We start from the raw sequence: 23568 nt of genomic DNA, 5'->3' as shown, positions 1-23568 counted from the left end.
AAGACTTGGTTATAGTATTATACTATATTGTTAACTTTAGTTTTTAGTAAAAAAAGAACGCTTGCGTTCTTTTTTACTGGAAAAAAACGTTTTTTATTATTAATAAAGTTTTGAGTTTATATTTTGATCTGCATTGAAAGAGCAGGAGTAGTAATGAAAGCAGTAAATCCAATTCGTATGGGGGGTAAAGAGGTTTTACCATTAATAGAAGGTGGTAAAGGTGTTGCTATCTCAACAGGGGTATCTGCGGGTCATTGGTCTGCTGCTGGTGGTGTTGGTACTATATCCATTGTCAATGCTGATAGTTATGACGAACAAGGAAATATTGTTCCTCAGATTTATCGTACGAAAACGCGTCGTGAACGTCATGACGAATTAATTCAATACGCAATTGCTGGTGGTATCGATCAGGTAAAAATTGCACGTGAAATCGCTGGGCCTGACGCACGAATTCATGCTAATATTTTGTGGGAAATGGGGGGTAGTGAAGCCATCATTTCTGCGGTCTTAGACCAGACAAAGAACATGATTAATGGTGTAACTTGTGGTGCGGGTATGCCTTTTAAATTATCCGAAATTGCTGCAAAATATGGGATTCATTATTATCCAATCATTTCTTCTGGCCGGGCATTTAATGCGCTTTGGCGCAGATCTTACCAAAAGCATCCTGAATGGTTAGGGGGCGTTGTTTATGAAGATCCGTGGAGAGCAGGAGGGCATAACGGATTATCAAATAGTGAAGATCCATTTGTCCCTCAAGATCCATTACCTAGAGTCTTAGAATTAAGACGGATCATGCGTCAATACGGGTTAAATGATACACCTATCATTATGGCTGGCAGTGTTTGGTGGCTTTCCGAATGGGAAGATTGGCTGGACAACCCAGATTTGGGGCCAATTGCGTTTCAATTTGGTAGCCGTCCATTGTTAACCAAAGAAAGTCCTATTCCCCAAGCATGGAAGGACCGTTTGCGCACGTTAAAAGAGGGGGATGTTTATTTAAATCAATTCTCTCCCACTGGGTTTTATTCGTCTGCGGTTAAAAATAGCTTTCTATTGGAGTTGAAAGAACGTTCCGAACGTCAGGTTTCTTTTGCAAAAGAACCAGAAGGGGATAAAAATGTTGCTTATGAATACGGTACGCGGGGTAGAGTAATCTATGTTAGTGAAGCAGACCGTCAACGTATAGCAGGATGGGAAAGTCAGGGCTTTACCCAAATGCTATTGACCCCAGACAATACTTATATTTTTGTATCTCCTGATAAAGCGAGGGAAATTCAAAAAGACCAGGCTGATTGTATGGGTTGTTTGTCAATGTGTCGTTTTTCCAATTGGTCGCAACACGGGCCGGAATATACAAATGGCTATCGTCCTGATCCTCGTTCTTTTTGCATTCAAAAAACGTTGCAGGCCATTGCACATGCTTCTGGACCTGATGCGGACAAGATTATTGATAATAATTTAATGTTTAGTGGTGTCCAAGCTTGGCGTTTTGGAGTTGATCCATTTTATGCAAATGGTTTTACACCAACAGTTAAAGAATTAATTGATCGTATTTTAACGGGATATTGAAGTTTTACTAAAGAAAACCCTTTGAATCATTCAAAGGGTTTTCTTTTTATTTATTTTCTCAACGCACGATTGCCGATATCCTTGCGCCAAATTCCATCTTTCCAATCAATGCAATTTACAGCTTGATACGCAATTTTTTGTGCTGTTTCTAAATCTTCATGAAGTACGGATATACATAAAACACGTCCACCTGCTGCACAAAGCTCGTTTTGATTGTTCAAAGCTGTGCCAGCGTGAAAAACCTTGGTATTTGGCAGGGCTTCAGCTTGTTCAATGTTACGAATAATTCCACCAGTAATAGGAATGCCAGGGTATCCTTTGGCGGCCATGATAATACAAATGCCAGCTTGGTCTGAGAACGTAATTTCAGATTGTGATAGTTTTCCTTGGCTTAGGTTAAATAAGATTTCTAATAAATCAGATTGTAAACGTGGCAGCAGTACTTCAGCTTCTGGGTCACCAAAGCGGGTGTTGTATTCAATTAAATACGGACCTTTGCTGGTCAGCATCAGCCCTGCAAAAATAACGCCACGAAATGGGGTTCCCCGTCGGTTCATTTCTTTTAGCATTGGGCGTACCGTTAAATTTAATGCAGCCTCTTGTGCGACTTTATCAAAAAATGGTGGAGGGGATACAGCCCCCATGCCTCCTGTATTGGGACCCGTATCGTTATCACCAATGCGTTTATGATCTTGGGCTGCGCCAATTAATACCGCAGTATCTCCATCACAAAAGGCAAATAAAGAAACCTCTTCACCGCTTAAGAATTCCTCAATAACAATTTTATGGCCAGCATTGCCAAAGCTATTGCCTTCTAACATATTTTTGATGGTTTTTTCAGCCTCATCAAAATCATTGGCAATGATAACGCCTTTGCCTGCGGCTAGACCATCTGCTTTAATAACAATTGGAAAATTTTGTGTTTTTAAATAGGAAATTGCTGGATCAATTTCTGTAAATTCTTGCCATTGTGCTGTGGGGATATGGGCGGCATCGCAAATCGATTTGGTAAAGCTTTTGCTGCCTTCTAATTGTGCGGCTTGCTGGGTTGGCCCTGCACAGGCAATCCCTATATGGTTGCAAGCATCGGTTAATCCTTTGACCAATGGCAGTTCTGGACCTGGAATGATCAGATCAATATGATTTTCTTGTGCAAATTTTACGAGATCGGTGATATCATCGGCTTTAATATGAATATTTTTACCATATTGGGCGGTACCTGGGTTTCCTGGTGCGATAAATAGCTCTGTAAGTTTGGGTGAGCGAGCAATGGCCATAGCCAGGGCATGTTCTCTGCCGCCTGAACCGACGAGTAAAACTCGCATAGTGATCTCCTTTATCAAGTGTTTCTTTTAGAGTAAGGTTTTAGCATATTTTATGTCTATGAATGACCAACTTTCTGATTTAATGACAGACAATATACCAGAATATAGTGTAGGGGATATCTCTACAGCGATTAAACGGATTTTAGAAGGAAATTTTTCTAGGGTAAAAGTCCGTGGAGAGGTTACCGAGTTAAAAAAATATCCATCAGGTCATATATATTTTTCTTTAAAAGATGAGGTTGGAAAGTTAACTGCGATTATCTGGCGTTATACTGCCGCGCGGTTAAAAATGCAGCTTGAAAATGGCATAGAAATTATTGCGACTGGTAAGATATCTTCGTATGGTGAACGATCATCTTATCAATTAATTGTCGATCAAGTCGATTATGCAGGTGAGGGGGCAATGTTAGCCCGAATCGAAAAACTGCGTAAAAAATTGGAGGGCGAAGGACTATTCGCCAAAGAACGCAAACGTGCAATTCCTGTGTTGCCCCAGGTTATTGGGGTGATTACCTCACCCAAAGGGGCTGTATTGCATGATATCCGCACCACAATTACGCGACGTTTTCCTCGCGATATTATTATTTGGCCCGTATCCGTGCAAGGAGAAGGGGCTGCACAACAAATTGTCAAGGCGATTGAAGGTTTTAATCAACTGGACAATAGTGCCTCTGTTCCCCGACCTGACGTATTGATTGTTGCCAGAGGGGGGGGATCGTTAGAAGATTTAATGGCTTTTAATGACGAGATGGTCGTACGTGCAGCTGCTGCTTCACAAATTCCTTTGATCTCGGCGGTGGGGCATGAAACAGATACGACATTAATTGATTTTGCTTCTGATTGCAGGGCACCCACTCCGACCGCAGCGGCTGAAATGGCGGTTCCGTCGAAAGCAGACATGATCGCTGCCATTATGCAAGTTACGACACGGTTAAGCAAAGCCCTTATTCATATTAATCAAGCCTATCGTATTCGATTAAATCAAGCAACTGGTAAATTGCCTGATATTCCAACTTTGTTGGCGCAAAGTCGGATGCGATTGGATGATCGTTCTTATCGCTTGGATTTGGCATTGCCTGCATTGGTGATGAAACGTCGCCATCAATTATCAGCCATTCAACCTGTAGATCAATATGTTTTTGGCTTATTACAGCGTTTCCGAAATCGTTTAGATATTAATAAAATGCAATTATCAGCGTCATGGCGACATTTTATTCAGCAGCAAAAAGGGGGAATGCCTGTATTATCTCTATCTGCACTAAAAGCCTTGACCAGAGAAAAGTTATTACGATTAGAAAGCTTATCAGCACGATTAGAGTCTTTATCACCAAAGGCTGTATTATCGAGAGGGTATGTATTTGTTAAAAATAAACAAGGACATACAGTGACAAAGGCTAAAGGGTTAAGAGTGGGCTCAGAGTTAACTCTAACATTTTATGATGGGCAGCGTATGGTCAAGGTATTAAAAGATCAAGAAAATCAGCAAGAAATTTTAGATTTATAACTTAGATATTGAAATTGTAGAGTATCGGTTAAAAAAAGATGGTGAAACCTTATTGGCAAGAGTTAACCCTAAGTGAAATGGATCAACAGCAATGGGAGGCATTATGCGATCGTTGTGGGCGTTGTTGCTTACACAAATTACGTGACGAAGATACAGATCAGATTGCCTATACTAACGTTGCATGTCGATTGTTGGATGTACAAACTGGGCAGTGTAAGGATTATTGTAATCGTAAACGCAGAATTCCCGACTGTATCCAATTAACACAAGATTTAATTGCTGAAATTGATTGGTTGCCACCTACTTGTGCTTATCGTTTAATATCGGAGGGTAAAGATTTGCCAGAGTGGCATTATCTGCGTTCAGGTAATTTTGATAGTGTGTATGCGGTGGGCATTTCAGTCAAAGGTCGTGTAATTAGTGAACGTGATGCTGGTGATTTAGAGGATTATATCGTTGATTGGCCAGCCCAAGAATCGTAAATCTATTTTATAAATAGGATAATTGAGCTTAATGAACTGATAAATTTATATATTTTTTTGTTTATAAAAAAATTGATTTTTTTGTAATTATTTATTTGACCTTTTGAATCTTCATGGTATTAATTGCTTACAAACATCAAGAGCGAGCTTGGCGGAATGGTAGACGCTCAAGACTTAAAATCTTGTGTCCAATTGGACGTGTGGGTTCAAGTCCCACAGTTCGCACCATTGATGTTTGTTTTTGAATATTTCTTCTCCTAAAAATTAAAATAATATAAACGTCTAATCGTTTTTTGTTTGCCGTTCTTCACTTTATATTTCAATATAATGATAAATACCCATTGGAATTAGTAACAGTTCTGGCAAACAAAAATATATAGGTTCTCGTCAATTGTTATTAACTCGATATGATTTTTATTGTGAGTTTGTAAAATTAACTTCTTAGCATTGTATGTTTGCGGTTATCTGCAATGGTTTTAAGATTATTGTGATATTTTGTGCTAAGTCATCAGAGCAATTAAAAAAATTCAAAATGATGCTCTGCGGATATTATCGATTTTTTGGCTATTCGCCTTACTATATAATTTTCCAGTGATCATAATAAATATTTTCAAGTGTTAAACGATATTTTTATCAATGTTGAAGAAATAATTTTTCGAGATAAGATAAAAAATTAATATGCAGTCGAATGGCGAACTTGTTTAATAATATTGGTAATAGATGGATCAAACGGTTTGGTATCAAGGGTAGAAGTATGACTCGAGCCGTTGCAAACAGCTTGTCGAAATAGAACACTTTACCAATAATATCCTTTTATTAATTAATGTGAGTTGATCCTTTTGCTCATAAGTTTCCGAGGGAGTCTTATGATTTAGGCAAAGGATTCAGAACCCTCTATGGAAAATATTGGTTTTTATTAACTTTTTTGAATGAAATTTGATTGAGCGGTCCAGATGACCTTAATGCCTTATTAAATAAAAATTAGATGATGGTATTAATAATATTATCATTTTAAATCAGATTTAAATCTTGTATTTGAGATAAATACAAGGACTCTGGAAACATATTTTGAATATAATAATAAAGAAAGTTCCGTTGGAACGCTATATTATGTTGTTTACCACATTATTGTAATATTCGGGGAAACAACTTATTTGACAAAGCTAAGAGCTTTATCAAGTAAGGAGATTGATCATGCCTATTGAATTAGAGAGCGTATTTTTATACTTATCTATTTAATATTATTGCGATTTAAAACGGATTTTTTTGTTCAACCAATTTTTAAATGATAATAAGCATTTTCAACATCCTCTGGCATGTCGACGTGAGCAATAAAATTCTTTCCTTTTGGACCATAGCTATTTTTATCATCGCGTAATCTTGGAATTTCATCTAGTAACAAAGATATAAATCAATCAGGACTCCATAACTGATCGGCAGAATGGTTTGCATATATAATATAATTATTTTCGAAAATTAATTTTGGAACAAAAGACAGGTAATTATAAAAATTGGTTTTAAAGGGAAGATGTTTCCCATGCTTTTTGAAAGGTAACAAAGGTTCTTCTTTGCATTGTGGGTCTTGGATAATGATCGCATTTTTGTGGGACAGATTGTGTTTAATTAGAGTATCAAGTGTGAACGATGCGTTGTGTCCGCAGTTTGTAGATTTTGTTTTCAAGATTAATCGTTCAGTAGGAAAGTTCCAGTGTTTGATTGCAGGATATCCGACAATTTCTGCTTCTGATTTACCTTCTAATGTTGTGCGAACAATTTAATACTGATTATGAACTGCTTTGATTAATAGTTCTGTCGAATGGTCTATCACACCGGAAAAGAGCAGCCAGCAATTTTGTTCTTGTGCCATTTTATATGCTGCTATTGCAGTATCTAAAATGGCATTACCTGCATAAATAACGATATCTATTTTAGTTTTGGTGATAGATGCAGAGTCATTAGGGGCCAGAAAGGATGAAATCTTATTAACATGATCAATATCGTTTGATATTTTAAGAAAATTATTAAATTTAAGTATAGGAAAAAATCTGATATGGCACCAAGCAGATTGTTTAGTGAATTGCTATTGAAGAAATTGATAAACCTTTGAAATATTAAGCCCACCAAATATGATAAATATCAGTTTTTTATTGTTCCTTAATGTGGGTTTTATTCCATCGAATCGACGAAATTAAAGCTAGAATGATAAAGGCAGCTCCAATTAATCCTGTAACAACTTCGGGAATTTCCCTGCAGGTGCTGGCAAACATTAATCCAGCCAAGGCTAAAATGGCCCAAAAAGCTCCATGTTCCAAATAGCGATATTGTGACAATGTATCAAGTTTAACCAACATTACCGTTAAAGACCTTACAAACATTGCCCCAATGCTTAGACCAATGGCAATAATAAATAAATTTGTTGATAAGGCAAATGCACCAATAACACCATCAAAACTAAAAGAGGCATCTAAAATTTCCAGATAGATAAAAGCGCCTAAACCTGCCTTGGCAGCGGTTGTTGTGGCTTCCTTAGTCTCTATAAGGGTGCTAATGGCTTCAACGGCGATGAAGGTAATAATTCCAAATATTCCAGAAACAATAAAGGTTAAAGCCTCTGATTGAGGAAGGAATTTAGAAATACCAAATAATGCCAAAAGAACAATGACAACTTCGATGGATTGTAATTTAGAGAATCTGACAAGTTGCTTTTCAATGAAAGCAACCCAATGCACATCTTTCTCATCGTTAAAAAAGAATTTTAAGCCAACCAGAGCTAAAAATGAACCACCAAACCCCATAATACCGATGTGAGCCCCTGATAAAATCTGGGCATATTGATTGGGGTGTTTTATTGCCAGATCTAGGGCAGAGATTGGATCAAGATGGGCAGCAATGCCTACGATTATTAATGGAAAAACTAGGCGCATACCAAAAACAGCAATTAAGATCCCCCAAGTCAGAAATCGGCGCTGCCAGACTGCATTCATGTTTTTTAAAACTGTGGCGTTGACAACGGCATTATCGAATGACAATGAAACTTCTAACACTCCTAATATCGTGCATATAAATACAGTCGATAAAGCACCAGCAGTGGTTCCAGTATTATTGTAGCCAAGGGCTGCAGCAAGGCAAAGGCAAATAATTGTAAATACAAAAGAGCCTTTAAAATACTTCATAAATAGTAATCCAATATTGTATATAAAATGATTATTGTCATTCTTAGGGACAGTAGCTTACTATATACGAAGATCATTCTTATTAGACAATGTTAAAAAAGACTTATACAATTTTATAAGAGGCCTATATAAAATTATATAATTAAGTATGCTGTGTGGTGAATACCAACACACATTAACAGGTTAGTATAATGCGTTCTTTTTGAATTGAATTGATAGTTGTTGATCAATGAGGTGATAGGCAGGCGGCATTGTTATATTTTTTGACAGATCATTAGAACAGACGGCAGGAATGAAAAATGGGTGACTTTTTCCTTATGAAGCGAATTTTACACGCACTTATCGGTTTAATTATTGGTTTTTTGATCAGTTGGTTGGCATTTTCTTATATTGGATTACGTATTTATCAACCAGGACATTCCTTGGTCTTGCCCGTCATTATTTTAGTTTTGGGTGTGGGATTGGCTATTTTCTCTTCTTATCGGATTTTTGCGATAGGAAAAGAAAATAATTTATAAACAATGTGCCTTATTGTTTGATCGCTTTTGCCCATATATTTTGTTGCTCTAACGTTACAGGTAATTCTGTTTTGGTTAAATCGACACCTTGCCATCCTGCCCCCAAAGCGGTGAATAGATTAACAGCATCTTGAAAGCGTTCCAAGATGGCAATTGCTTCGGCATTTGCGGCATTGGTTGCCGTTCGTTGAGCAGTTAATACATCCAGATATCCTGTTAATCCTGCTTTATATAGTTTTTGCGCGCGGCTTAGGGCTAATTGACTGCTTAATTTTGATCGGTGCAGCAGTTCAACATGCTCGGCATCGTCACCCCAAGCCGCAATGACATCCTCTATTTCCTTAAGCGCATTTAAGATAGTTTGACGATATTGTAATCGGGATGCTTCTGCTTGTGCCTGTGCTTGTTTAACTTGGGCAGAAAGTCGTCCACCATGTAATCCTGGGATCGACATATTAATAAAACTGCTGGATACTAAACTTGCAATGTTTGCCATTTGACTGGTGAAAGAGGTGGTCGGCATGGCACTCATATCAATGGTAAATTGGGGATAAAGTTCAGAAACAGCTATTCCAATATTAGCTGTTGCCTCTGCATATTGGTGTTCGGCCATTCGCACGTCTGGACGATTGGCAAGCGCGATAGAAGGAATAGAGGGTGGATAGGGTGGCAAGTCAGGTAAGGGTTTTTCCTCTTTTAATAACGCTTCAGTTGTGCCTGGAGCTTGTCCCAAAAGCACATCAATTGCATGCGTAATTTGAGTAATGCTGGTTTTAAGGGGTTCTCTGGACGCACGTTGTGCTTCTAGTTCAGCTTGAGCCTGAGCAGTACTAAGGGTTGTTCCCGTTCCTTCTTGATATTGTTTTTGCGTCAAATTATAAACATATTGTGCGATTGCTACGTTTTCGTCAGCAATTCTTAGGCGTAACTGCATGTTTCGAAGGGTTACGTAATTATTTGCCAACTGAGACAACATGGTCAATAAAACTGAACGTCTATCTTCAATTGATGCTTTGACTGCTTCTTCTTGGGATTGCACCATACGACGAATTCGACCAAATGCATCAAGTTGCCAGCTAAATGTCGCACCATATCGTCGTACAACCGTGTTATTGGCATTACCATTTTGGTGCATCGTATTTGATAATGTATAAGATGTGGTTTGATATCCATATCCTGCTGATCCGTCCAGTTGTGGATACCAGTTCGAAGATTGCTGGTCACGTAAAGATTGCGCGGCTAGAATCCTTTGGCCTGCGATTTTTAAATCGTAGTTATTTGCAATGGCTTTTTCAACCAATTGGTTCAATAATGGATCGTGAAATTGCTCCCACCATCTACGCATGTCATTTGCTGCTTGAGCAATTTCTTGTGCTGTTGCAGGGCGTTTCCAAACCTTTTCAGTCCATTGCTCAGGGATCTGCATATGATCTTTGTGGAAATTGGGGCCTACTGTGCATGCCCCTAATCCTAAAACAAAGGTGAGAATAGTGGTTTGATATAAATATTTCTGAATGCACATGTTGATAGTTCTCACAAATGATCCTGTAACCATGAGGATAAGAATCCTCTTCTTCCCTTGGTTTGGGGGCCGATACTAACTGTTGCGGTCATCCCTGCAGAAAGATGAATCGTGTCTGGAACATGATCGATATGAATACGAACTGGAATACGTTGGGCCAATCTAACCCACGTAAAAATTGGATTAACATTTTGCAAGCCGAAGGCATCTGTATTTGCGTTCGCGTCATTGATGCCACGTGCGATACTGACGACATGACCAGGTAGAATTTGTTTATATCCCATTAATTTAATACGGGCGACATCTCCAACATGAATTCCCCACATTTTTGTTTCTTCGAAATATCCGTAAACCCAAAACGAATCTGCATCAACAACGGATAAATAAGATTGCCCTGTTGTTACGTAATCCCCAACTCTTAAATTCAAGTTGGTTATATATCCATTTACCGGCGAATATAAAACAGAACGCTGCATATTAAGTTTGGCTTCAGCTAGTGCGGCTTGGGCTGAATCAACGCTGGCCTGTGCTGTTCTTACTTTTGTATTGTAATCTTCTTGTTCTTCTGTTGAGACGATTCCTTCTAGGCCTTTTCTACGCATTGCATTACGTCTTTGTAATGCCAAATTGGCTTGGGCATTTTCTAAATTGGCCTGGGCTTGTTGGATTGCGAGTCTGAACCGTGCAGGGTCAATTACAAATAATGGTTCGCCTTTACGGACATATTGGTTGTCACGCACAGGAACTTGAACAACAGTACCTGAAACTTCGGGGGCGATCTTAACCACATAAACCCGAACGCGGCCATCGCGTGTCCATGGGGCGATCATGTATGTATCCCAAAGGGTTACTCCTAAGATGATGGCGATAATAACAACGACAAGTGTTAAACTGATACGAATAATATTATTAAAAGAAAACATGGTTGCGGATCAAACTTAAGAGTAAAAGGTTACGCATATAGAATAAGTAAACACAAAATACAGAAATATAAGGCTACTTCGAATAGGGCAATATGCCAAAATATTTTTATTAGCCCTGTTTTCCATAAAATAGACCGAACGATCATTGTCACAATCAGGGCAAGCAATGTGTATACAACGAAAGGTGCAATGAAAATACCAAAAAAGTCAAATTCTGCGATCATTTTCTTGTACCTATTTCTATATTATGGTTTTGCGAAGAAAGTAAGCAGGGTAAGTAAAAAGTGATAAATCGTTTATAATGGATAAAGAATTTAAATAAAGTGTTGTCATTATTAAGATTAAAGAGGCTTCTATAAGGCCGATATTTAATCTTAATATACGGAAATATTATGACCTTTTTGCAGACTATAACATTTAGATTTAAAGACATCATGATTATTAATAATGACGTAAAACTATTCAAAAAAATGGTTTTACGTCTTTTCCATTTTCAAAATATATAATGCGAATAAGTCTTTGTGTATATTCAGTCAAGGGGATTTTGTCGGTTTTCATTATTATTGTGTGATGTATTTGTTAAAAAAAGCCACTGGTCGAATTGGTTTTCCAGGGTGGATTGGGTCTGTTGCAAAAAGATAACATCTTCTTTGATAATCGATTTTCCACGAATATCAAGGATATTGGTTTTTTTTAGAGATTTAATAGAATAATTTTCTAACATTTGTTGTTTTTTAGAAGGTTTAATATTTATAGGAATTCCCCACGATAGATTATTTTCTAATATATAGTTTGTTTGTATTTGCAATGGGGGCATGTTTTTTAGGGATGTATTGTGTTGAATATTTAATGCTGATGCGCTACTCATCAAAACATGATTATTTTTTAACAATAATGTGGCATCCTTGGGGGTTGTCCACCATACAATATAGGGACGCAGTTGCGTCAGTTTACGGAATGCCCTTTTTACCCCTTGAGGAGAGGAGAGTGCCGCAGAAACTTTACCAGCTGGGACATTGTCTGCCATTAATGCGATGGATAATGCAGAAACGGCATCTTTTTGCAAACCTCGTTTGCCTGGATATTGAGTAACATTCCAAAAATCCTTCCAATTAGGATTGAAGTTAAGTTTACGTTTGTCCCATGCCAAGGTAATGTAGTCCGTTATATAAAATGTAGTGCAAATATTTTTAGTAATAGGGAGGTCTTTGGAAGGATATAATAGTAATTTTTTATACATGCTTTGTTTGAAGTATTTTGATCCAGTAAAAGAAAATCAATAGATTTTTGTTTTTGTGTAATTAATTCTTGTAGTGTTTGTAATGTTCCGTCCCACGTTAAAATGCGATATTGAAATTTTGATTTTTTTTTGTGTAAATATGCAACTTGATTTTGATACCCATCTATAACACCGAATATAAGAGTTGATGTTTTTGCTATGTTATTTTTGGCGTAACTAATGTTAATGGTGCCAAGTTTAAGAGTAATAATGAGGCATATAAGCAAGAATTTGAGTAATGGCATAAAAATTACTAAATTAATTGTAGACCAAAGTTAATTTTATTATAATGTACTAACATTGTATCTATTTAAGATAGAAGCATAAGTTATCAATTAAGTTTAAGATATTGAGATATTATTCAATAACTGTATTATTTTCTATGTATTTCTTATCTTTATAGAAAAAATAGTTTATTAGGTTTCGCTTGGGGCTATGAGTAATTTTCGAAAATAATTTTAATACTTACGTAAGTATATGAAAGGTCAAGATAATGTTTTTTTGTAAGAAGAAAAAAAAGTCAGTAGAAGATGTTAAAGCTAACGCACAAGAAGAGCTTAAAACTTTAAAAAGTCAGGTAGAGGAATTACTAGCAGATCGTGTAACCCCTGCGATTGTTCATGCTGCTGATAAAGCAGATCAGGTTGTTCATAATACTAAAGAGATAACTGACCACCAAATGAAACATGTATCAAAGAAGGTACAGTCGAAACCACTAATGACAATTATTACGTCAGTTGTGGTGGGATATTTGTTGGGTCGCGTCACTCGTTAATTACATTATAGTGGAAAGTGATTTAAAAACCTATGAAGATTGCTGAATTTAGTAAAGCTGCTGTCGATGCAGAAGTTTTACTTATAAAGAAAAAATCAATGCGGATTAGCAAGCAGGTCTTGTTATGTTGTGTTGCTGCATTATTTGGTTTATTTACGTTAATTTCTCTTCATGCAGTTTTGGCTGCATTATGTTGGTATATTTTAAACATTGGTGTTCTTGGGATATCCTTTATTATATTGGCGTTTGACATTGTCTGTATGGCTCTTTTATTCTTGTGCGCCTCTAAACAAAGAGTTAGTGAAGAAGAAATTGAAGCAAAAATCATACGTAATTATAATTTAAAAGAATTGCGTAATTCTTTGGCAATTACTGCGTTATTAGGTACTTTAAGTGGTCCTTTGGGAGAGTTTATTCGTCGTTTTCTTTGGAATTTTGTAAAAAGAATGTTGGGGAAAAATGGTTAGTGCGTAATTCTCATGTTGAAGTGGGAACTTGTGTGGTTATCTGGCTTCAACGTGAAAAGTCTATTTTTATTTTGAGGCAATAATTATTATTTAATTGTTAAGTTTTTATTGCTTTTTTTCAAATTTTGCCTCAACTTATAGTGGTAAGTTTATATAAAGTATAACCTGGAGTAGCTATTATGCATGTTCTTCTTATGGGCGAGATCTTTTTCACAGAGCATGAGTTCTACCAGGAGTTAAGAGCAACTGGTTTTTCTATTGATCGTGTTGGATATGATGCTCAGATCTTATCTGCGACGCGGTATTACGATTATGATTTAATTATAGTGGAGCTGAGTAATGTTGATAAAGCCTTTTTCTCAGCTGTGAAATTATTGAGATCATTTGACGAGAAAATTCCCATTATTGTCGTTTCTCAAAGAGACGATGTGGAGATTAAAGTTCAAGCTTTTCAATTCGGAATTGATGATTATGTGGTGATTCCTTTCTATGTGTCTGAGTTGATCGCAAGATGTAAGGCTGTTCTTCGGCGTGTTGATAAAGTGGTTGCAGATCGTGTTGTTCAAGTAGATAATTTAAAAGTTAACTTGGAAACTCGCGAAGTCTTTGTCAATCAGAATCCTGTTCATTTAACGGGTAAAGAATACATGATATTAGAGATGCTTGTACTAAGACGCGGTGTTTTGATCAGTAAAAACACAATTTTGAATTATCTTTATACTGAAAACGGAGAAGAGCCAGATATGAAGATTATTGATGTTTTTGTCTGTAAATTACGCAAGAAATTACAAAAATCAGGGGCTGGAGATTTAATTTCAACCATGTGGGGACAAGGGTATATCTTTCGCAGTAAAACAAATAACCATCTTGTAAAAGACAATGTCAAAGTTCCAGAAATGGTAGGGCTTTCTTAGGATTATATGATTGTATTGTAATCAAAGTTCAATCAGTGAACTGTTCTGCGACAATTCGTTCAGATAAACCATGATCTGGATTAAATAAAATCCAAGATGTGATAGAGCGGTTCTCTTTTACAAAAACATTTGTGACATCTCTGATTTCGGTGAAGTCGGCAACCGCTGCTATGGGTCGTTTTTGCTCTTCTATTGTTAAAAAACGAATGGAGGTATCTGATGGAAGTAAAGCGCCTCGCCATCTCCTCGGGCGAAAAGGGCAAATTGGGGTTAAAGGTAATAATCCAGAATTCAGCGGTACTATCGGACCATGTGCTGATAAATTATATGCTGTTGATCCTGCTGGTGTTGCTACGATTATGCCATCACAAATAAGCTCGGGTAATCTAATTTTATTATTGGTAATGATTTGAATTTTTGCGGCTTGCCTTGTTTGGCGATACAAAAAGATGTCATTAAAAGCAAGGGCTGTGTGTGTCTTACCGTCGGCAGTTTCTGCTGTCATCGATAAGGGATGTAGATGGGTTGGTTGTGCTTTATGTAAAATTATTGGCAAATCTTCATGAATGGGAATTTTAGGATTTGTCAAAAAACCGATTGTACCGAAATTGATGCTGTATATGGGAATATTATAATTAATATAGTTATGTAACGTTTCCAGCATAAAGCCATCTCCACCAATACATATGATGACTTCTGTTTCGTTAATGTCTGCGTTCCCGTATTTTTCTATAAGTGCATGTTTATATTGAAGTGCGTCTGGTAAATTGACAGATACAAAATGTATTTTTGTGGGTGGATTAATTGGTGGCCACATATTTAATTCCAAAATTAGGTTAGACTGTCACTCTATATATAACTTATACAACTTTCAGAAATCGTGAACGGATGTCATAAGATATTTTATATAGAGATAAAGGTATCATACTTTATTTTCAAGATAATCATAGATGTATAGACTAAATTAGTCCTTTTTTTTTATAATTTGTATAATTTTTTTGTATTATAGAGTCATTGAAATCGAGATCTTTAATTTTATACTATGAAAGATTTTTTTTGAGAATATTTGCTTATTTTTTTCATTAAATAATAATTAAATTAGTGAATAATATATAAAAAATAATTTTATTATTTATGCGTTATAATTTTCTTGCGTTTTTTTTTTTTAATTTGTATTAGTAAACAATATATTGAAAAAACATACTTTTGGTTGTATTTAAATAAAAATTACAATTTATAGTATAATATTGATGGCATGAAAGTAAATATGTAAAAAATATACTGTTTAATTCTGTATTATTAGAAAGAATAATTTCATTTTGTATTTTTAATATTTAAATCGATGCTATACTATTATGTATCCTGTCTCGATTTTGAATGAATGTTAAATTATTATTTGAACAAAATAAAAGCACCATGTTTGACAACGGTTTTTAGTTATGAGAGTAAATAGGCTTTATGATAACAAATAAAATTCAATTAGATCATTCCTTGAAAGAGGATGCCTCTATTCCAAATTTGATCGATAAAAGGGTAGGTAGTCGCATTCGTTTAAGAAGACGTTTGTTAGGATACTCTCAGGAAAAATTAGCTTTAGCATTAAGTCTATCTTTTCAACAAATTCAAAAATATGAAAAAGGAACAAATAGGGTTGGTGCTTCGCGTTTATTTGATATTGCGCAAGTACTGCAAGTACCAATTAATTTCTTTTTCGATGAGTTATTAAACCCCGTATATGTGGAAAAAGGGATATCTTCGGGGCCTCAAACCGCTGTCGAGGATATTGGACATGCTGTAGAAGATCAAATTTCTTCGATGGAAGAAGAAGGTTCAATCTCTGATGTTTTTGAGGTTATCAATAGTAAAGAAACAGCTAATTTATTGAAAGCTTATTACAGTATTAAGGACGATGCTGTTCGTCAAAAATTATTGCATTTGATTAAAGTTATGGGCGAAAGTCGGTAATATTTATTCTCGATGGAGAATAGTATCTGTTATAAAAGATGACAAAGCTTTGCTTTTAAAGCTTTGTCTTAGTACATTCTCATCGTAATCATTTCTAACCCAGTCTAAGAAAGAAACTTTGTTATACGTTTCTTGATAATAGTGGACTAAAAATGCGTCTAAAATACCTGTCTTTGAATGCTTGAAGTGTCCATACCGCCAAGATAATTGTTGCATGGCTTGTTCTATTTTACCATTTTCTAGTAATACAAGTAAAGCTGCGACCAATCCCGCTCTATCAGCACCGGATTTACAATGAATTAAAATCGGAAATTCTAGAGTAGGATAAATATCCGCAAGTTTTAGAATGCGGTCTTTGTGGGGGGCGCCACGACTTTCGAAAGGCATATCGATATAGATCAAGCCCAAAGACTTTGCTTGTGTTCGTGATAAAGCGTCAGATCCGCAGTCACGGTGTCCACGCAAGTTAATTATAGTTTTAAGTCTATACTTTGTTTTCAGACGGGTTAAACGAGCTGGGGTTGGGTGATTACAGCGATAGATTTTCTTAGGAATAACAGCATGGAAATTAGACCACACTAGACGAAAAATAGCATGGTCGATAAATAGACTATCAATCCATGCTTTAAAATATTCATAACGGTTGGATAGGGATGGATCAAAGGGTATTTTTTTGCTCATGATCCATTCTTATTATCTGAATTATGCTTTTCGTTCAACCTGTAAGCGTTTTAATTCAGCAATTGCTTGGGCAGGATTTAATCCTTTTGGGCAGGTTTGAGTGCAATTCATAATAGTGCGACAAGCATACAGACGCATAGAATCTTCTAATTCACTGAGGCGTTCACCAGCATATTCGTCACGACTATCCGATACCCATCGCATTGCAGCTAATAAAACTGCTGGACCTAAATATTGATCACCATTCCACCAATAAGAGGGACAAGACGTTGAACAACAAAAGCACAGGATACATTCGTAAAGCCCATCTAATTTTTTACGTTCTTCAATACTTTGCGGACGTTCTTTATCAGGTGGTGGTGGTGTATCAGATTTCAGCCAGGGCTCAATCTCGCGCAATTGTGCATAGGGGCCGCTTAGGTCTGGGATTAAATCTTTCACGACAGGCATATGTGGCAATGGATAAATTGGCACATCTGAATCGATTTCACTAATATATTTTAGGCAAGCTAAGGTATTATGACCATCTATATTCATTGCACAGGATCCACAGACCCCCTCGCGACAGGAACGACGAAAGGAAAGTGTCGGATCAATTTCGTTTTTAATATAGATCAATGCATCTAATACCATTGGCCCTACTTCATCTAGATCGATTTCATAGGTATCAATGACGGGATTACGATCATCATCGGGGTTCCAACGATAAATTTTAAAGCGCTTGACGTTTTTAGCATTAGGAGAGGCATGAAAAGTTTTTCCTATCCCAACTTCACTATTCTTGGGTAATTTAAATTCAACCATGGATTATTGCCTTTCTTAACTTAATATACCCGCTTTTTGGGTGGGAAAACCTGAACTTCGTCTGTTAATGTTTTCATGTGAACAGGACGATATTCTAAAGAAACATCTCCTTTTTCATTAAGGAAGGACACAGTGTGTTTTAACCAGTCTTTGTCATCACGGTCTGGATAATCGTCATGTGCGTGGGCACCACGACTTTCTTTACGGGCTTCTGCGCTGACCATGGTTACTGTACCATTGGCAAGTAGGTTTTCGAATTCTAGGGCCTCCATTAAATCTGTGTTCCAAATCAAAGATTGATCTGAAACAGAAATATCTGACAGTCCAGACCAGATATTTTTAATTTTATCCACCCCGTCTTTTAGGTTTTGATTATTGCGAAACACAGATGCGTGGCGTTGCATGGTGCGTTGTAGAGTATCTCTCATCTCTGATACTCTGGTTTTTCCATTGGCATATCTAAGGGCATCTAGACGTGCCAATGCTGATTCTCCGGCATTTTTAGGTAGCGGTGCAATAGGAGAATTGGGCTTTATAATTTCTTTGGCTCTTAGTGCTGCAGCACGTCCAAAGACAATTAGATCAAGCAAAGAATTTGTACCCAAACGATTAGCACCGTGGACTGAAACGCATGCAGCCTCGCCAACAGCCATTAGGCCTGGAACGGTTGCATCTGGATTATCTTTGGTTGGACGGATAACTTCGGCATGAATGTTGGTTGGAATACCACCCATATTATAGTGTACAGTCGGTAAAACAGGAACTGGTTCTTTGGTTACATCAACCCCTGCAAACACGCGTGATGTTTCAACGATACTGGGTAAACGTTCGTGCAAGATATCTGCGCCTAGATGTTCCAGATGAAGCATAATATGGTCTTTTTTAGGACCACAGCCACGTCCTTCGTTAATTTCAACAATCATAGCACGCGATACCACGTCGCGAGAAGCAAGATCTTTGGCATGGGGGGCATAACGTTCCATGAAACGTTCGCCTTCACCGTTGGTCAGATATCCGCCTTCGCCACGACATCCTTCCGTCAATAGACATCCAGCAGGGAAGATTCCTGTTGGATGGAATTGTACAAATTCCATATCTTGGGTTGGAATGCCTGCACGCATGGCCATGGCATTTCCGTCCCCCGTACAAGTGTGGGCAGAAGTACAGGATTGAAAAGTACGTCCATAACCACCTGTGGCTAAGACAACTAGGTTTGCGCGGAAACGATGCATGGTACCATCATCCAAACACCACGCCATGACCCCTTTACATGCACCTTCTTCGTCCATAATTAAATCAATGGCAAAATATTCTATGAAGAATTCAACATCGTGTTTCAAGCTTTGTTGATACAAGGTGTGTAATATGGCATGTCCTGTTCGGTCGGCCGCAGCACAGGCACGTTGAACAGGTTCCTTACCAAAATCACGCATATGCCCACCAAAGGGTCGTTGATAGATTTTGCCATCTTCGGTGCGGGTAAAAGGAACCCCCAGATGTTCTAATTCATAGACGGCGGGAACAGCCTCGCGACATAAATATTCAATTGCATCTTGATCGCCTAGCCAATCTGATCCCTTGACGGTATCATACATATGCCATTGCCAGTGATCTTCGGCCATATTGCCTAAAGAGGCAGCAATACCCCCTTGAGCCGCAGTGGTATGACTGCGTGTTGGAAAAACTTTGGTAATACAGGCTGTGCGTAGACCTGCTGCCCCCATTCCCAAAGTTGCGCGTAGACCAGAACCACCAGCCCCCACAACAATAACATCATAAGCATGGTCAACAACGCGATAACTGCGTTGTGTAGGTAAGGTCATTGTACTCATTATTTAATATATCCTGTTTCTTGTATTTTTATTTTTTTGAAGGGGCAAGTGCCAATTTTAATATTGATGTAACTGCTAATAATCCCATGAAGAGACTGCCCGCTTTGATACAGAAATTGATAATCAATCGATTGCGACCCCGAGAATAGTCGTTGGAAATGACCTGCAATCCCAATCGCATATGGTAAAAAGTTAAGATTACTAATGAGAGCAATAGAACACTATTTACGGGTTTTCTGGTCCAATCCACGACTTCTTGGTGTTCAGCATCTGCTAGGCGTAACATTTGAATGACAAACCAAATGGATAAAGGTGCCATACCTGCAGCAGAAACACGTTCCGTCCACCAGTGTTCGAATATGTTATGTCCAGCACCCAATTGACGCATGCGCCCAAGGTGAGAGCGTAAAATAGTAGGATGTTCAGAATCTGAGAATTTTGTCACTGTAATTTGTCCTGAATAATTAGAAAGATGTAGGGATGAAAAGAATTACAAAACGGAAATAGCCGTTTGTATTTGATAGAATTTTTATTTTCTTTTCTTTCTTAATCGTTTACCAATTATAATTGTCCATAGTCCCAAGGTCAGCGCTGAAATCGTTACAATATCGGTTTTACTATCTTTGTTGATGGTTTCTTTGTCCAATCGTTGACCTGTTGCATCCCAAATCAGATGACGTATCCCTCTGATTAAATGCAGAAAAAATGACACTGAAAACCCAAATAAAATAATTTGTCCCATAAAACTGCCCGTTACTTTTTGTACAGTTTTAAAAGGTTTTGGCCCTTTTGCTGCTGAGGCCAACCACGCAACCATTAATGTGCTACCCCCAGAAAGGGCCGCTCCTGTAATGCGGTTTAAAATGGATAAAGCCATTGAAGGAACGGGCTTATAAACTTGTAAATGGGGTGACATGGGGCGTTTTTTTAGAGTGCCATCACTTTTATGACCGACATAAAAAGTGTCTCGTATATCCGACATAATCATTTCCTAATGTATCATTTTTCGGCCTTGTGCCGATGAATTTGTCTTAAATTAACCTATACCCGCTAATTAGATTGGTCTAGTCAATTTATTATGATTTTCAGAATGTCTCGGTTTGTATAGACGGCAAAATTGCTGATACTGTCTTGATCCTAAATGGCAATTATTATGTTTTTACGTAACAAGTTTACTTAATGATAAGATATACATATTAAATTTTTTAGGGGATTTATTATCTCGTAGGGCATTACAAGACTACGTAGAGAACATTTTAAGTTCCATAGAAACTATATAATCAAAGTTTTTATTGGTTAAGTGGAAGGGGCAGCTTGTTTTGTAATGAACCAATCTAACAATGGGGCGTTGCAGATAGCCAAAAGTCTAATTTGGAAAACAAAAAAGCAAGGTTAACTCGCTTTTTTGTTTAGGTGTGCAATATAGATTTATTTGCCAGCGATAATATTTTGTTCAATTAAAGATTCAGCAATTTGTACTGTGTTCAGAGCTGCCCCTTTGCGGAGGTTATCAGAAACGCACCATAGTGCCAATCCATTTGGAACGGTGGGGTCAATGCGCAGTCTGGAAACGTAAGATGCATCTTCTCCTGCAGCTTCAATTTGAGTGACATATCCTTCATCTTGGCGTTCATCATATAAAATAACACCTTCTGCATTACGCAGTGCATTCCTTGCTTTTTCTAAGTCAACAGGACGCTCACATTCAATGGTAATGGCTTCACCATGTCCAATAAAGACCGGAACGCGTACACAGGTTGCAACAACTTGGATATCAGGGTCTAGAATTTTCTTGGTTTCGACCGTCATTTTCCATTCTTCTTTGGTGAAACCGTCTTCCATGAATTTATCAATATGAGGAATACAGTTAAAAGCAATTTGTTTGGTAAAGTTTCCGCGGGTAATGCTTTCACCAATCAGCGAAGATTTCGTCTGGTTATACAGCTCGTCCATCCCTTTTTTGCCTGCCCCACCGGTTGCTTGATAGGTGGCAACTACGACTCTTTTAATTTTAAAAAGCTCATGTAATGGTTTCAAAGCCACAACCATTTGAATGGTAGAGCAATTCGGATTCGCAATAATTCGGCGTTTCGCTTTGGTTAAATCTGTAGGGTTTACCTCTGGTACAACCAACGGTACGTCAGGCTCCATGCGGAAGTAAGAGGTATTATCAACCACAAAACAGCCTGCTTCTGCTGCTTTGGGCGCATAAGTTGCAGAGACAGCAGCACCAGCAGAAGATAAAACGATATCCCATCCGTTGAAATCGAACGTTTCAAGGTTTTGAATCTTAAGAACTTTTTTATCACCAAAAGAAATTTCTTTCCCCGCAGAGCGGGGAGAGGCCAAAGCTGCAATATCATCAATTGGAAAATCCCGCTCAGCAAGAATTTTCAAAATTTCTCTGCCGACGGCCCCAGTGGCACCCATAACGGCTACGCGATAACCCATAGTTCTTAATCCTTGAAGTAATCTTTATTTAAATAAAGTAAAATAGTTAATATCTAGGTAAATATTCTACTGTTTTCTTCGCGTATGTAAATGTGGGATGACGAAATTCTGTAAAATTGATCACAATTACAAGAGATGCGTAAAATATCCGTCAAAAACACTAGGAATTTTTTGTGATCCTTTTAAAAGGAGGGGAATGGTTTATTTTGAACAAATAGGAAGAGTTATTTCATGAACTGGCCAAGTGCTGTTTACCAACAAAGAGTACGTGACGGAGTGTTAAAACATGACGAGGCACAAGAACGGGTTGTATTATTATTTGATCAATTATGTAAAGAGCTTAATATATATCAACCTGCTGTGCATACCAGTAATTCTGGCTTATTTGGATCTCTAAAAAGTTTATGGCAAAAACCTGTCCCCAGCCCCAAAGGCATTTATCTTGTTGGTTCAGTAGGACGGGGAAAATCCATGTTGATGGATTTGTTTTACGAACAAACGTCGGTACAGCATAAATTACGCACCCATTTTCATGTATTTATGCAGGAAACATATAAGAAATTTCATGTGTTAAAACAACAATCTCCTAAAGGGGGTGATCCTATTCCAGATTTAGCCAAAGAATTGGCTCAAAAAGCGTGGCTATTATGTTTTGATGAATTTCAAGTTAACGATATTGCTGATGCGGTTTTATTAGGCCGTTTGTTCGAAAACTTATTTACTTTGGGGGTTGTCGTTGTTGCGACATCAAATGTGAAACTTTCGCAACTTTTTCAAAATCGACCTGGGGCGGACGCCTTTAAACCTTTTATTAAGGTTCTACAACAAAATCTGGTCGAAGTTGAGCTAAATGCAGCACAGGATTATCGTTTGGGCAGGGCGGGGGACGAACAACGATGGTTGATTCCTTGCAATGATGAAAATACAGCAAAGTTGGACCATATTTTTTTGCGTGAATCCCATGGCAAACCTATCAAAGAAGAAACATTGACAGTAATGGGACGTTCGTTTGTTGTTACAAAAGCAGCAGGCGATGTTGCACGATTTTCGTTTGAACAACTTTGTGATGTTGTTTTGGGTGTTGGGGACTATTTGGCACTGGCACAACGTTTCAAAGTCCTTATTATTGACAATATTCCCATGTTTAATCCTGAAAATGTGAACGCTATTGAACGTTTTACGATGTTGATTGATGTATTATATGAACAACATACTAAGTTATACGTTTCTGCAGCGGCAGATTGCGAACATATTTACCGAAAAGAGGATCGTAGGGCCTTTTTCGAACGTACGATTTCTCGCCTAAATGAAATGCAAAGTCAAAGTTGGGGGAACTCTTAACGATACTGTCTTTGCGATGGAAGTGAAGCAGTTTTTGTTA

At 37.5% G+C, this 23568-nt stretch carries 24 protein-coding genes and 1 tRNA gene; 11 read left to right on the top strand and 14 right to left on the bottom strand.

Annotation, left to right across the window (positions count from 1 at the left end):
- Positions 1-153: 153 nt before the first annotated feature.
- Positions 154-1572 carry an NAD(P)H-dependent flavin oxidoreductase gene (locus QJV27_RS06850; protein WP_281448193.1) on the top strand — a complete coding sequence of 473 codons (1419 nt, stop codon included), beginning with the start codon at positions 154-156 and terminating at the stop codon, positions 1570-1572.
- A 50-nt stretch (positions 1573-1622) separates the two neighbouring features.
- Here QJV27_RS06850 and purD read toward each other — a convergent pair whose 3' ends face one another.
- Complete coding sequence (gene purD / locus QJV27_RS06845; protein WP_281448192.1) at positions 1623-2897, bottom strand: phosphoribosylamine--glycine ligase; 1275 nt, start codon at positions 2895-2897, stop codon at positions 1623-1625.
- Positions 2898-2955: 58 nt separating this feature from the next.
- Here purD and xseA point away from each other — a divergent pair, with 58 nt between their 5' ends.
- The 3 genes from xseA (at position 2956) to QJV27_RS06830 (ending at position 5111) form a co-directional block, all read left to right on the top strand.
- A complete protein-coding gene (gene xseA, locus QJV27_RS06840) occupies positions 2956-4401 on the top strand; it encodes an exodeoxyribonuclease VII large subunit (protein ID WP_456305222.1) in 1446 nt (481 codons plus the stop codon).
- A gap of 38 nt (positions 4402-4439) precedes the next feature.
- Positions 4440-4883: a YcgN family cysteine cluster protein gene (locus QJV27_RS06835; protein ID WP_281448190.1), complete on the top strand. Its 444-nt coding sequence runs from the start codon at positions 4440-4442 to the stop codon at positions 4881-4883.
- 142 nt (positions 4884-5025) lie between these two features.
- Positions 5026-5111 (top strand) — tRNA-Leu (locus QJV27_RS06830).
- Positions 5112-6153: 1042 nt separating this feature from the next.
- Here the strand turns inward: QJV27_RS06830 and QJV27_RS06825 are convergent.
- Positions 6154-6285, bottom strand: coding sequence for a hypothetical protein (locus tag QJV27_RS06825; protein ID WP_281448189.1), 132 nt, complete (start codon positions 6283-6285; stop codon positions 6154-6156).
- Between the two features lie 235 nt (positions 6286-6520).
- Between QJV27_RS06825 and QJV27_RS06820 the strand changes: the two genes are divergently transcribed.
- Positions 6521-6661 (top strand): hypothetical protein, encoded by a 141-nt coding sequence (locus QJV27_RS06820; RefSeq protein WP_281448188.1) that lies wholly within the window; start codon positions 6521-6523, stop codon positions 6659-6661.
- Between the two features lie 366 nt (positions 6662-7027).
- Here QJV27_RS06820 and QJV27_RS06815 read toward each other — a convergent pair whose 3' ends face one another.
- Positions 7028-8056 carry a DUF475 domain-containing protein gene (locus QJV27_RS06815; RefSeq protein WP_281448187.1) on the bottom strand — a complete coding sequence of 343 codons (1029 nt, stop codon included), beginning with the start codon at positions 8054-8056 and terminating at the stop codon, positions 7028-7030.
- Positions 8057-8355: 299 nt separating this feature from the next.
- On the opposite strand from QJV27_RS06815, the gene QJV27_RS06810 reads away from it, so the two are divergent.
- Positions 8356-8574 carry a hypothetical protein gene (locus QJV27_RS06810; RefSeq protein ID WP_281448186.1) on the top strand — a complete coding sequence of 73 codons (219 nt, stop codon included), beginning with the start codon at positions 8356-8358 and terminating at the stop codon, positions 8572-8574.
- Positions 8575-8584: 10 nt separating this feature from the next.
- Here QJV27_RS06810 and QJV27_RS06805 read toward each other — a convergent pair whose 3' ends face one another.
- From QJV27_RS06805 to QJV27_RS06790, 4 genes are all read right to left on the bottom strand, one after another.
- On the bottom strand, positions 8585-10096 hold the full coding sequence (locus QJV27_RS06805) for an efflux transporter outer membrane subunit (protein WP_281448989.1): 1512 nt from the start codon (positions 10094-10096) through the stop codon (positions 8585-8587).
- An 11-nt stretch (positions 10097-10107) separates the two neighbouring features.
- The gene (locus QJV27_RS06800; protein ID WP_281448185.1) at positions 10108-11019 is read right to left on the bottom strand and encodes an efflux RND transporter periplasmic adaptor subunit; all 912 of its coding nucleotides are present in this window, start codon (positions 11017-11019) and stop codon (positions 10108-10110) included.
- Between the two features lie 29 nt (positions 11020-11048).
- Positions 11049-11243 (bottom strand): DUF1656 domain-containing protein, encoded by a 195-nt coding sequence (locus tag QJV27_RS06795; protein WP_281448184.1) that lies wholly within the window; start codon positions 11241-11243, stop codon positions 11049-11051.
- A 305-nt stretch (positions 11244-11548) separates the two neighbouring features.
- On the bottom strand, positions 11549-12259 hold the full coding sequence (locus QJV27_RS06790) for an extracellular solute-binding protein (RefSeq protein ID WP_281448183.1): 711 nt from the start codon (positions 12257-12259) through the stop codon (positions 11549-11551).
- A gap of 532 nt (positions 12260-12791) precedes the next feature.
- Between QJV27_RS06790 and QJV27_RS06785 the strand changes: the two genes are divergently transcribed.
- The 3 genes from QJV27_RS06785 to QJV27_RS06775 all read left to right on the top strand — a co-directional run bounded on the left by QJV27_RS06785 (position 12792) and on the right by QJV27_RS06775 (position 14454).
- Complete coding sequence (locus tag QJV27_RS06785; protein WP_281448182.1) at positions 12792-13073, top strand: hypothetical protein; 282 nt, start codon at positions 12792-12794, stop codon at positions 13071-13073.
- Positions 13074-13105: 32 nt separating this feature from the next.
- On the top strand, positions 13106-13540 hold the full coding sequence (locus QJV27_RS06780) for a hypothetical protein (RefSeq protein WP_281448181.1): 435 nt from the start codon (positions 13106-13108) through the stop codon (positions 13538-13540).
- A gap of 179 nt (positions 13541-13719) precedes the next feature.
- Positions 13720-14454 (top strand): response regulator transcription factor, encoded by a 735-nt coding sequence (locus QJV27_RS06775; RefSeq protein WP_281448180.1) that lies wholly within the window; start codon positions 13720-13722, stop codon positions 14452-14454.
- Between the two features lie 28 nt (positions 14455-14482).
- Here QJV27_RS06775 and QJV27_RS06770 read toward each other — a convergent pair whose 3' ends face one another.
- Complete coding sequence (locus tag QJV27_RS06770) at positions 14483-15271, bottom strand: NAD kinase (protein WP_281448179.1); 789 nt, start codon at positions 15269-15271, stop codon at positions 14483-14485.
- A gap of 641 nt (positions 15272-15912) precedes the next feature.
- Between QJV27_RS06770 and QJV27_RS06765 the strand changes: the two genes are divergently transcribed.
- Positions 15913-16419 (top strand): helix-turn-helix domain-containing protein, encoded by a 507-nt coding sequence (locus QJV27_RS06765; protein WP_281448178.1) that lies wholly within the window; start codon positions 15913-15915, stop codon positions 16417-16419.
- A 3-nt stretch (positions 16420-16422) separates the two neighbouring features.
- On the opposite strand, the gene QJV27_RS06760 is transcribed toward QJV27_RS06765, so the two are convergent.
- The 6 genes from QJV27_RS06760 to QJV27_RS06735 all read right to left on the bottom strand — a co-directional run bounded on the left by QJV27_RS06760 (position 16423) and on the right by QJV27_RS06735 (position 22187).
- Positions 16423-17100, bottom strand: a complete 678-nt coding sequence (locus QJV27_RS06760; protein WP_281448177.1) for a tyrosine-protein phosphatase — start codon at positions 17098-17100, stop codon at positions 16423-16425.
- A 21-nt stretch (positions 17101-17121) separates the two neighbouring features.
- A complete protein-coding gene (locus QJV27_RS06755; protein WP_281448176.1) occupies positions 17122-17904 on the bottom strand; it encodes a succinate dehydrogenase iron-sulfur subunit in 783 nt (260 codons plus the stop codon).
- Between the two features lie 20 nt (positions 17905-17924).
- Positions 17925-19736, bottom strand: coding sequence for a succinate dehydrogenase flavoprotein subunit (sdhA, locus tag QJV27_RS06750; RefSeq protein WP_281448175.1), 1812 nt, complete (start codon positions 19734-19736; stop codon positions 17925-17927).
- A 28-nt stretch (positions 19737-19764) separates the two neighbouring features.
- On the bottom strand, positions 19765-20124 hold the full coding sequence (gene sdhD / locus QJV27_RS06745) for a succinate dehydrogenase, hydrophobic membrane anchor protein (protein ID WP_281448988.1): 360 nt from the start codon (positions 20122-20124) through the stop codon (positions 19765-19767).
- A 141-nt stretch (positions 20125-20265) separates the two neighbouring features.
- Positions 20266-20718, bottom strand: a complete 453-nt coding sequence (gene sdhC, locus QJV27_RS06740) for a succinate dehydrogenase, cytochrome b556 subunit (RefSeq protein WP_281448174.1) — start codon at positions 20716-20718, stop codon at positions 20266-20268.
- Positions 20719-21164: 446 nt separating this feature from the next.
- Entirely contained in the window at positions 21165-22187 is a 1023-nt protein-coding gene (locus QJV27_RS06735) for an aspartate-semialdehyde dehydrogenase (protein ID WP_281448173.1), read from the bottom strand.
- A 231-nt stretch (positions 22188-22418) separates the two neighbouring features.
- Here QJV27_RS06735 and zapE point away from each other — a divergent pair, with 231 nt between their 5' ends.
- On the top strand, positions 22419-23528 hold the full coding sequence (gene zapE / locus QJV27_RS06730; RefSeq protein WP_281448172.1) for a cell division protein ZapE: 1110 nt from the start codon (positions 22419-22421) through the stop codon (positions 23526-23528).
- The last annotated feature ends 40 nt before the right edge of the window (positions 23529-23568 follow it).

Origin of the sequence: Commensalibacter oyaizuii (genome assembly GCF_029953265.1) — a bacterium.
GTDB classification, from domain to species: domain Bacteria; phylum Pseudomonadota; class Alphaproteobacteria; order Acetobacterales; family Acetobacteraceae; genus Commensalibacter; species Commensalibacter oyaizuii.
This window is presented reverse-complemented; position numbering and strand designations above follow the sequence as displayed.

What these genes read in the sequence shown, in the direction of transcription:
- QJV27_RS06775 (WP_281448180.1), top strand. Translation starts at nt 13,720, where the DNA reads ATGCATGTTCTTCTTATGGGCGAGATCTTTTTCACAGAGCATGAGTTC.
- sdhC (WP_281448174.1), bottom strand. Translation starts at nt 20,718, where the DNA reads ATGTCGGATATACGAGACACTTTTTATGTCGGTCATAAAAGTGATGGC.
- sdhA (WP_281448175.1), bottom strand. Translation starts at nt 19,736, where the DNA reads ATGAGTACAATGACCTTACCTACACAACGCAGTTATCGCGTTGTTGAC.
- QJV27_RS06765 (WP_281448178.1), top strand. Translation starts at nt 15,913, where the DNA reads ATGATAACAAATAAAATTCAATTAGATCATTCCTTGAAAGAGGATGCC.
- QJV27_RS06850 (WP_281448193.1), top strand. Translation starts at nt 154, where the DNA reads ATGAAAGCAGTAAATCCAATTCGTATGGGGGGTAAAGAGGTTTTACCA.
- QJV27_RS06800 (WP_281448185.1), bottom strand. Translation starts at nt 11,019, where the DNA reads ATGTTTTCTTTTAATAATATTATTCGTATCAGTTTAACACTTGTCGTT.
- QJV27_RS06815 (WP_281448187.1), bottom strand. Translation starts at nt 8,056, where the DNA reads ATGAAGTATTTTAAAGGCTCTTTTGTATTTACAATTATTTGCCTTTGC.
- QJV27_RS06770 (WP_281448179.1), bottom strand. Translation starts at nt 15,271, where the DNA reads ATGTGGCCACCAATTAATCCACCCACAAAAATACATTTTGTATCTGTC.
- QJV27_RS06805 (WP_281448989.1), bottom strand. Translation starts at nt 10,096, where the DNA reads ATGTGCATTCAGAAATATTTATATCAAACCACTATTCTCACCTTTGTT.
- QJV27_RS06780 (WP_281448181.1), top strand. Translation starts at nt 13,106, where the DNA reads ATGAAGATTGCTGAATTTAGTAAAGCTGCTGTCGATGCAGAAGTTTTA.
- QJV27_RS06785 (WP_281448182.1), top strand. Translation starts at nt 12,792, where the DNA reads ATGTTTTTTTGTAAGAAGAAAAAAAAGTCAGTAGAAGATGTTAAAGCT.
- zapE (WP_281448172.1), top strand. Translation starts at nt 22,419, where the DNA reads ATGAACTGGCCAAGTGCTGTTTACCAACAAAGAGTACGTGACGGAGTG.
- xseA (WP_456305222.1), top strand. Translation starts at nt 2,956, where the DNA reads ATGAATGACCAACTTTCTGATTTAATGACAGACAATATACCAGAATAT.
- QJV27_RS06735 (WP_281448173.1), bottom strand. Translation starts at nt 22,187, where the DNA reads ATGGGTTATCGCGTAGCCGTTATGGGTGCCACTGGGGCCGTCGGCAGA.
- QJV27_RS06760 (WP_281448177.1), bottom strand. Translation starts at nt 17,100, where the DNA reads ATGAGCAAAAAAATACCCTTTGATCCATCCCTATCCAACCGTTATGAA.
- sdhD (WP_281448988.1), bottom strand. Translation starts at nt 20,124, where the DNA reads ATGCGTCAATTGGGTGCTGGACATAACATATTCGAACACTGGTGGACG.
- QJV27_RS06835 (WP_281448190.1), top strand. Translation starts at nt 4,440, where the DNA reads ATGGTGAAACCTTATTGGCAAGAGTTAACCCTAAGTGAAATGGATCAA.
- QJV27_RS06755 (WP_281448176.1), bottom strand. Translation starts at nt 17,904, where the DNA reads ATGGTTGAATTTAAATTACCCAAGAATAGTGAAGTTGGGATAGGAAAA.
- QJV27_RS06790 (WP_281448183.1), bottom strand. Translation starts at nt 12,259, where the DNA reads ATGTATAAAAAATTACTATTATATCCTTCCAAAGACCTCCCTATTACT.
- QJV27_RS06795 (WP_281448184.1), bottom strand. Translation starts at nt 11,243, where the DNA reads ATGATCGCAGAATTTGACTTTTTTGGTATTTTCATTGCACCTTTCGTT.
- QJV27_RS06810 (WP_281448186.1), top strand. Translation starts at nt 8,356, where the DNA reads ATGGGTGACTTTTTCCTTATGAAGCGAATTTTACACGCACTTATCGGT.
- purD (WP_281448192.1), bottom strand. Translation starts at nt 2,897, where the DNA reads ATGCGAGTTTTACTCGTCGGTTCAGGCGGCAGAGAACATGCCCTGGCT.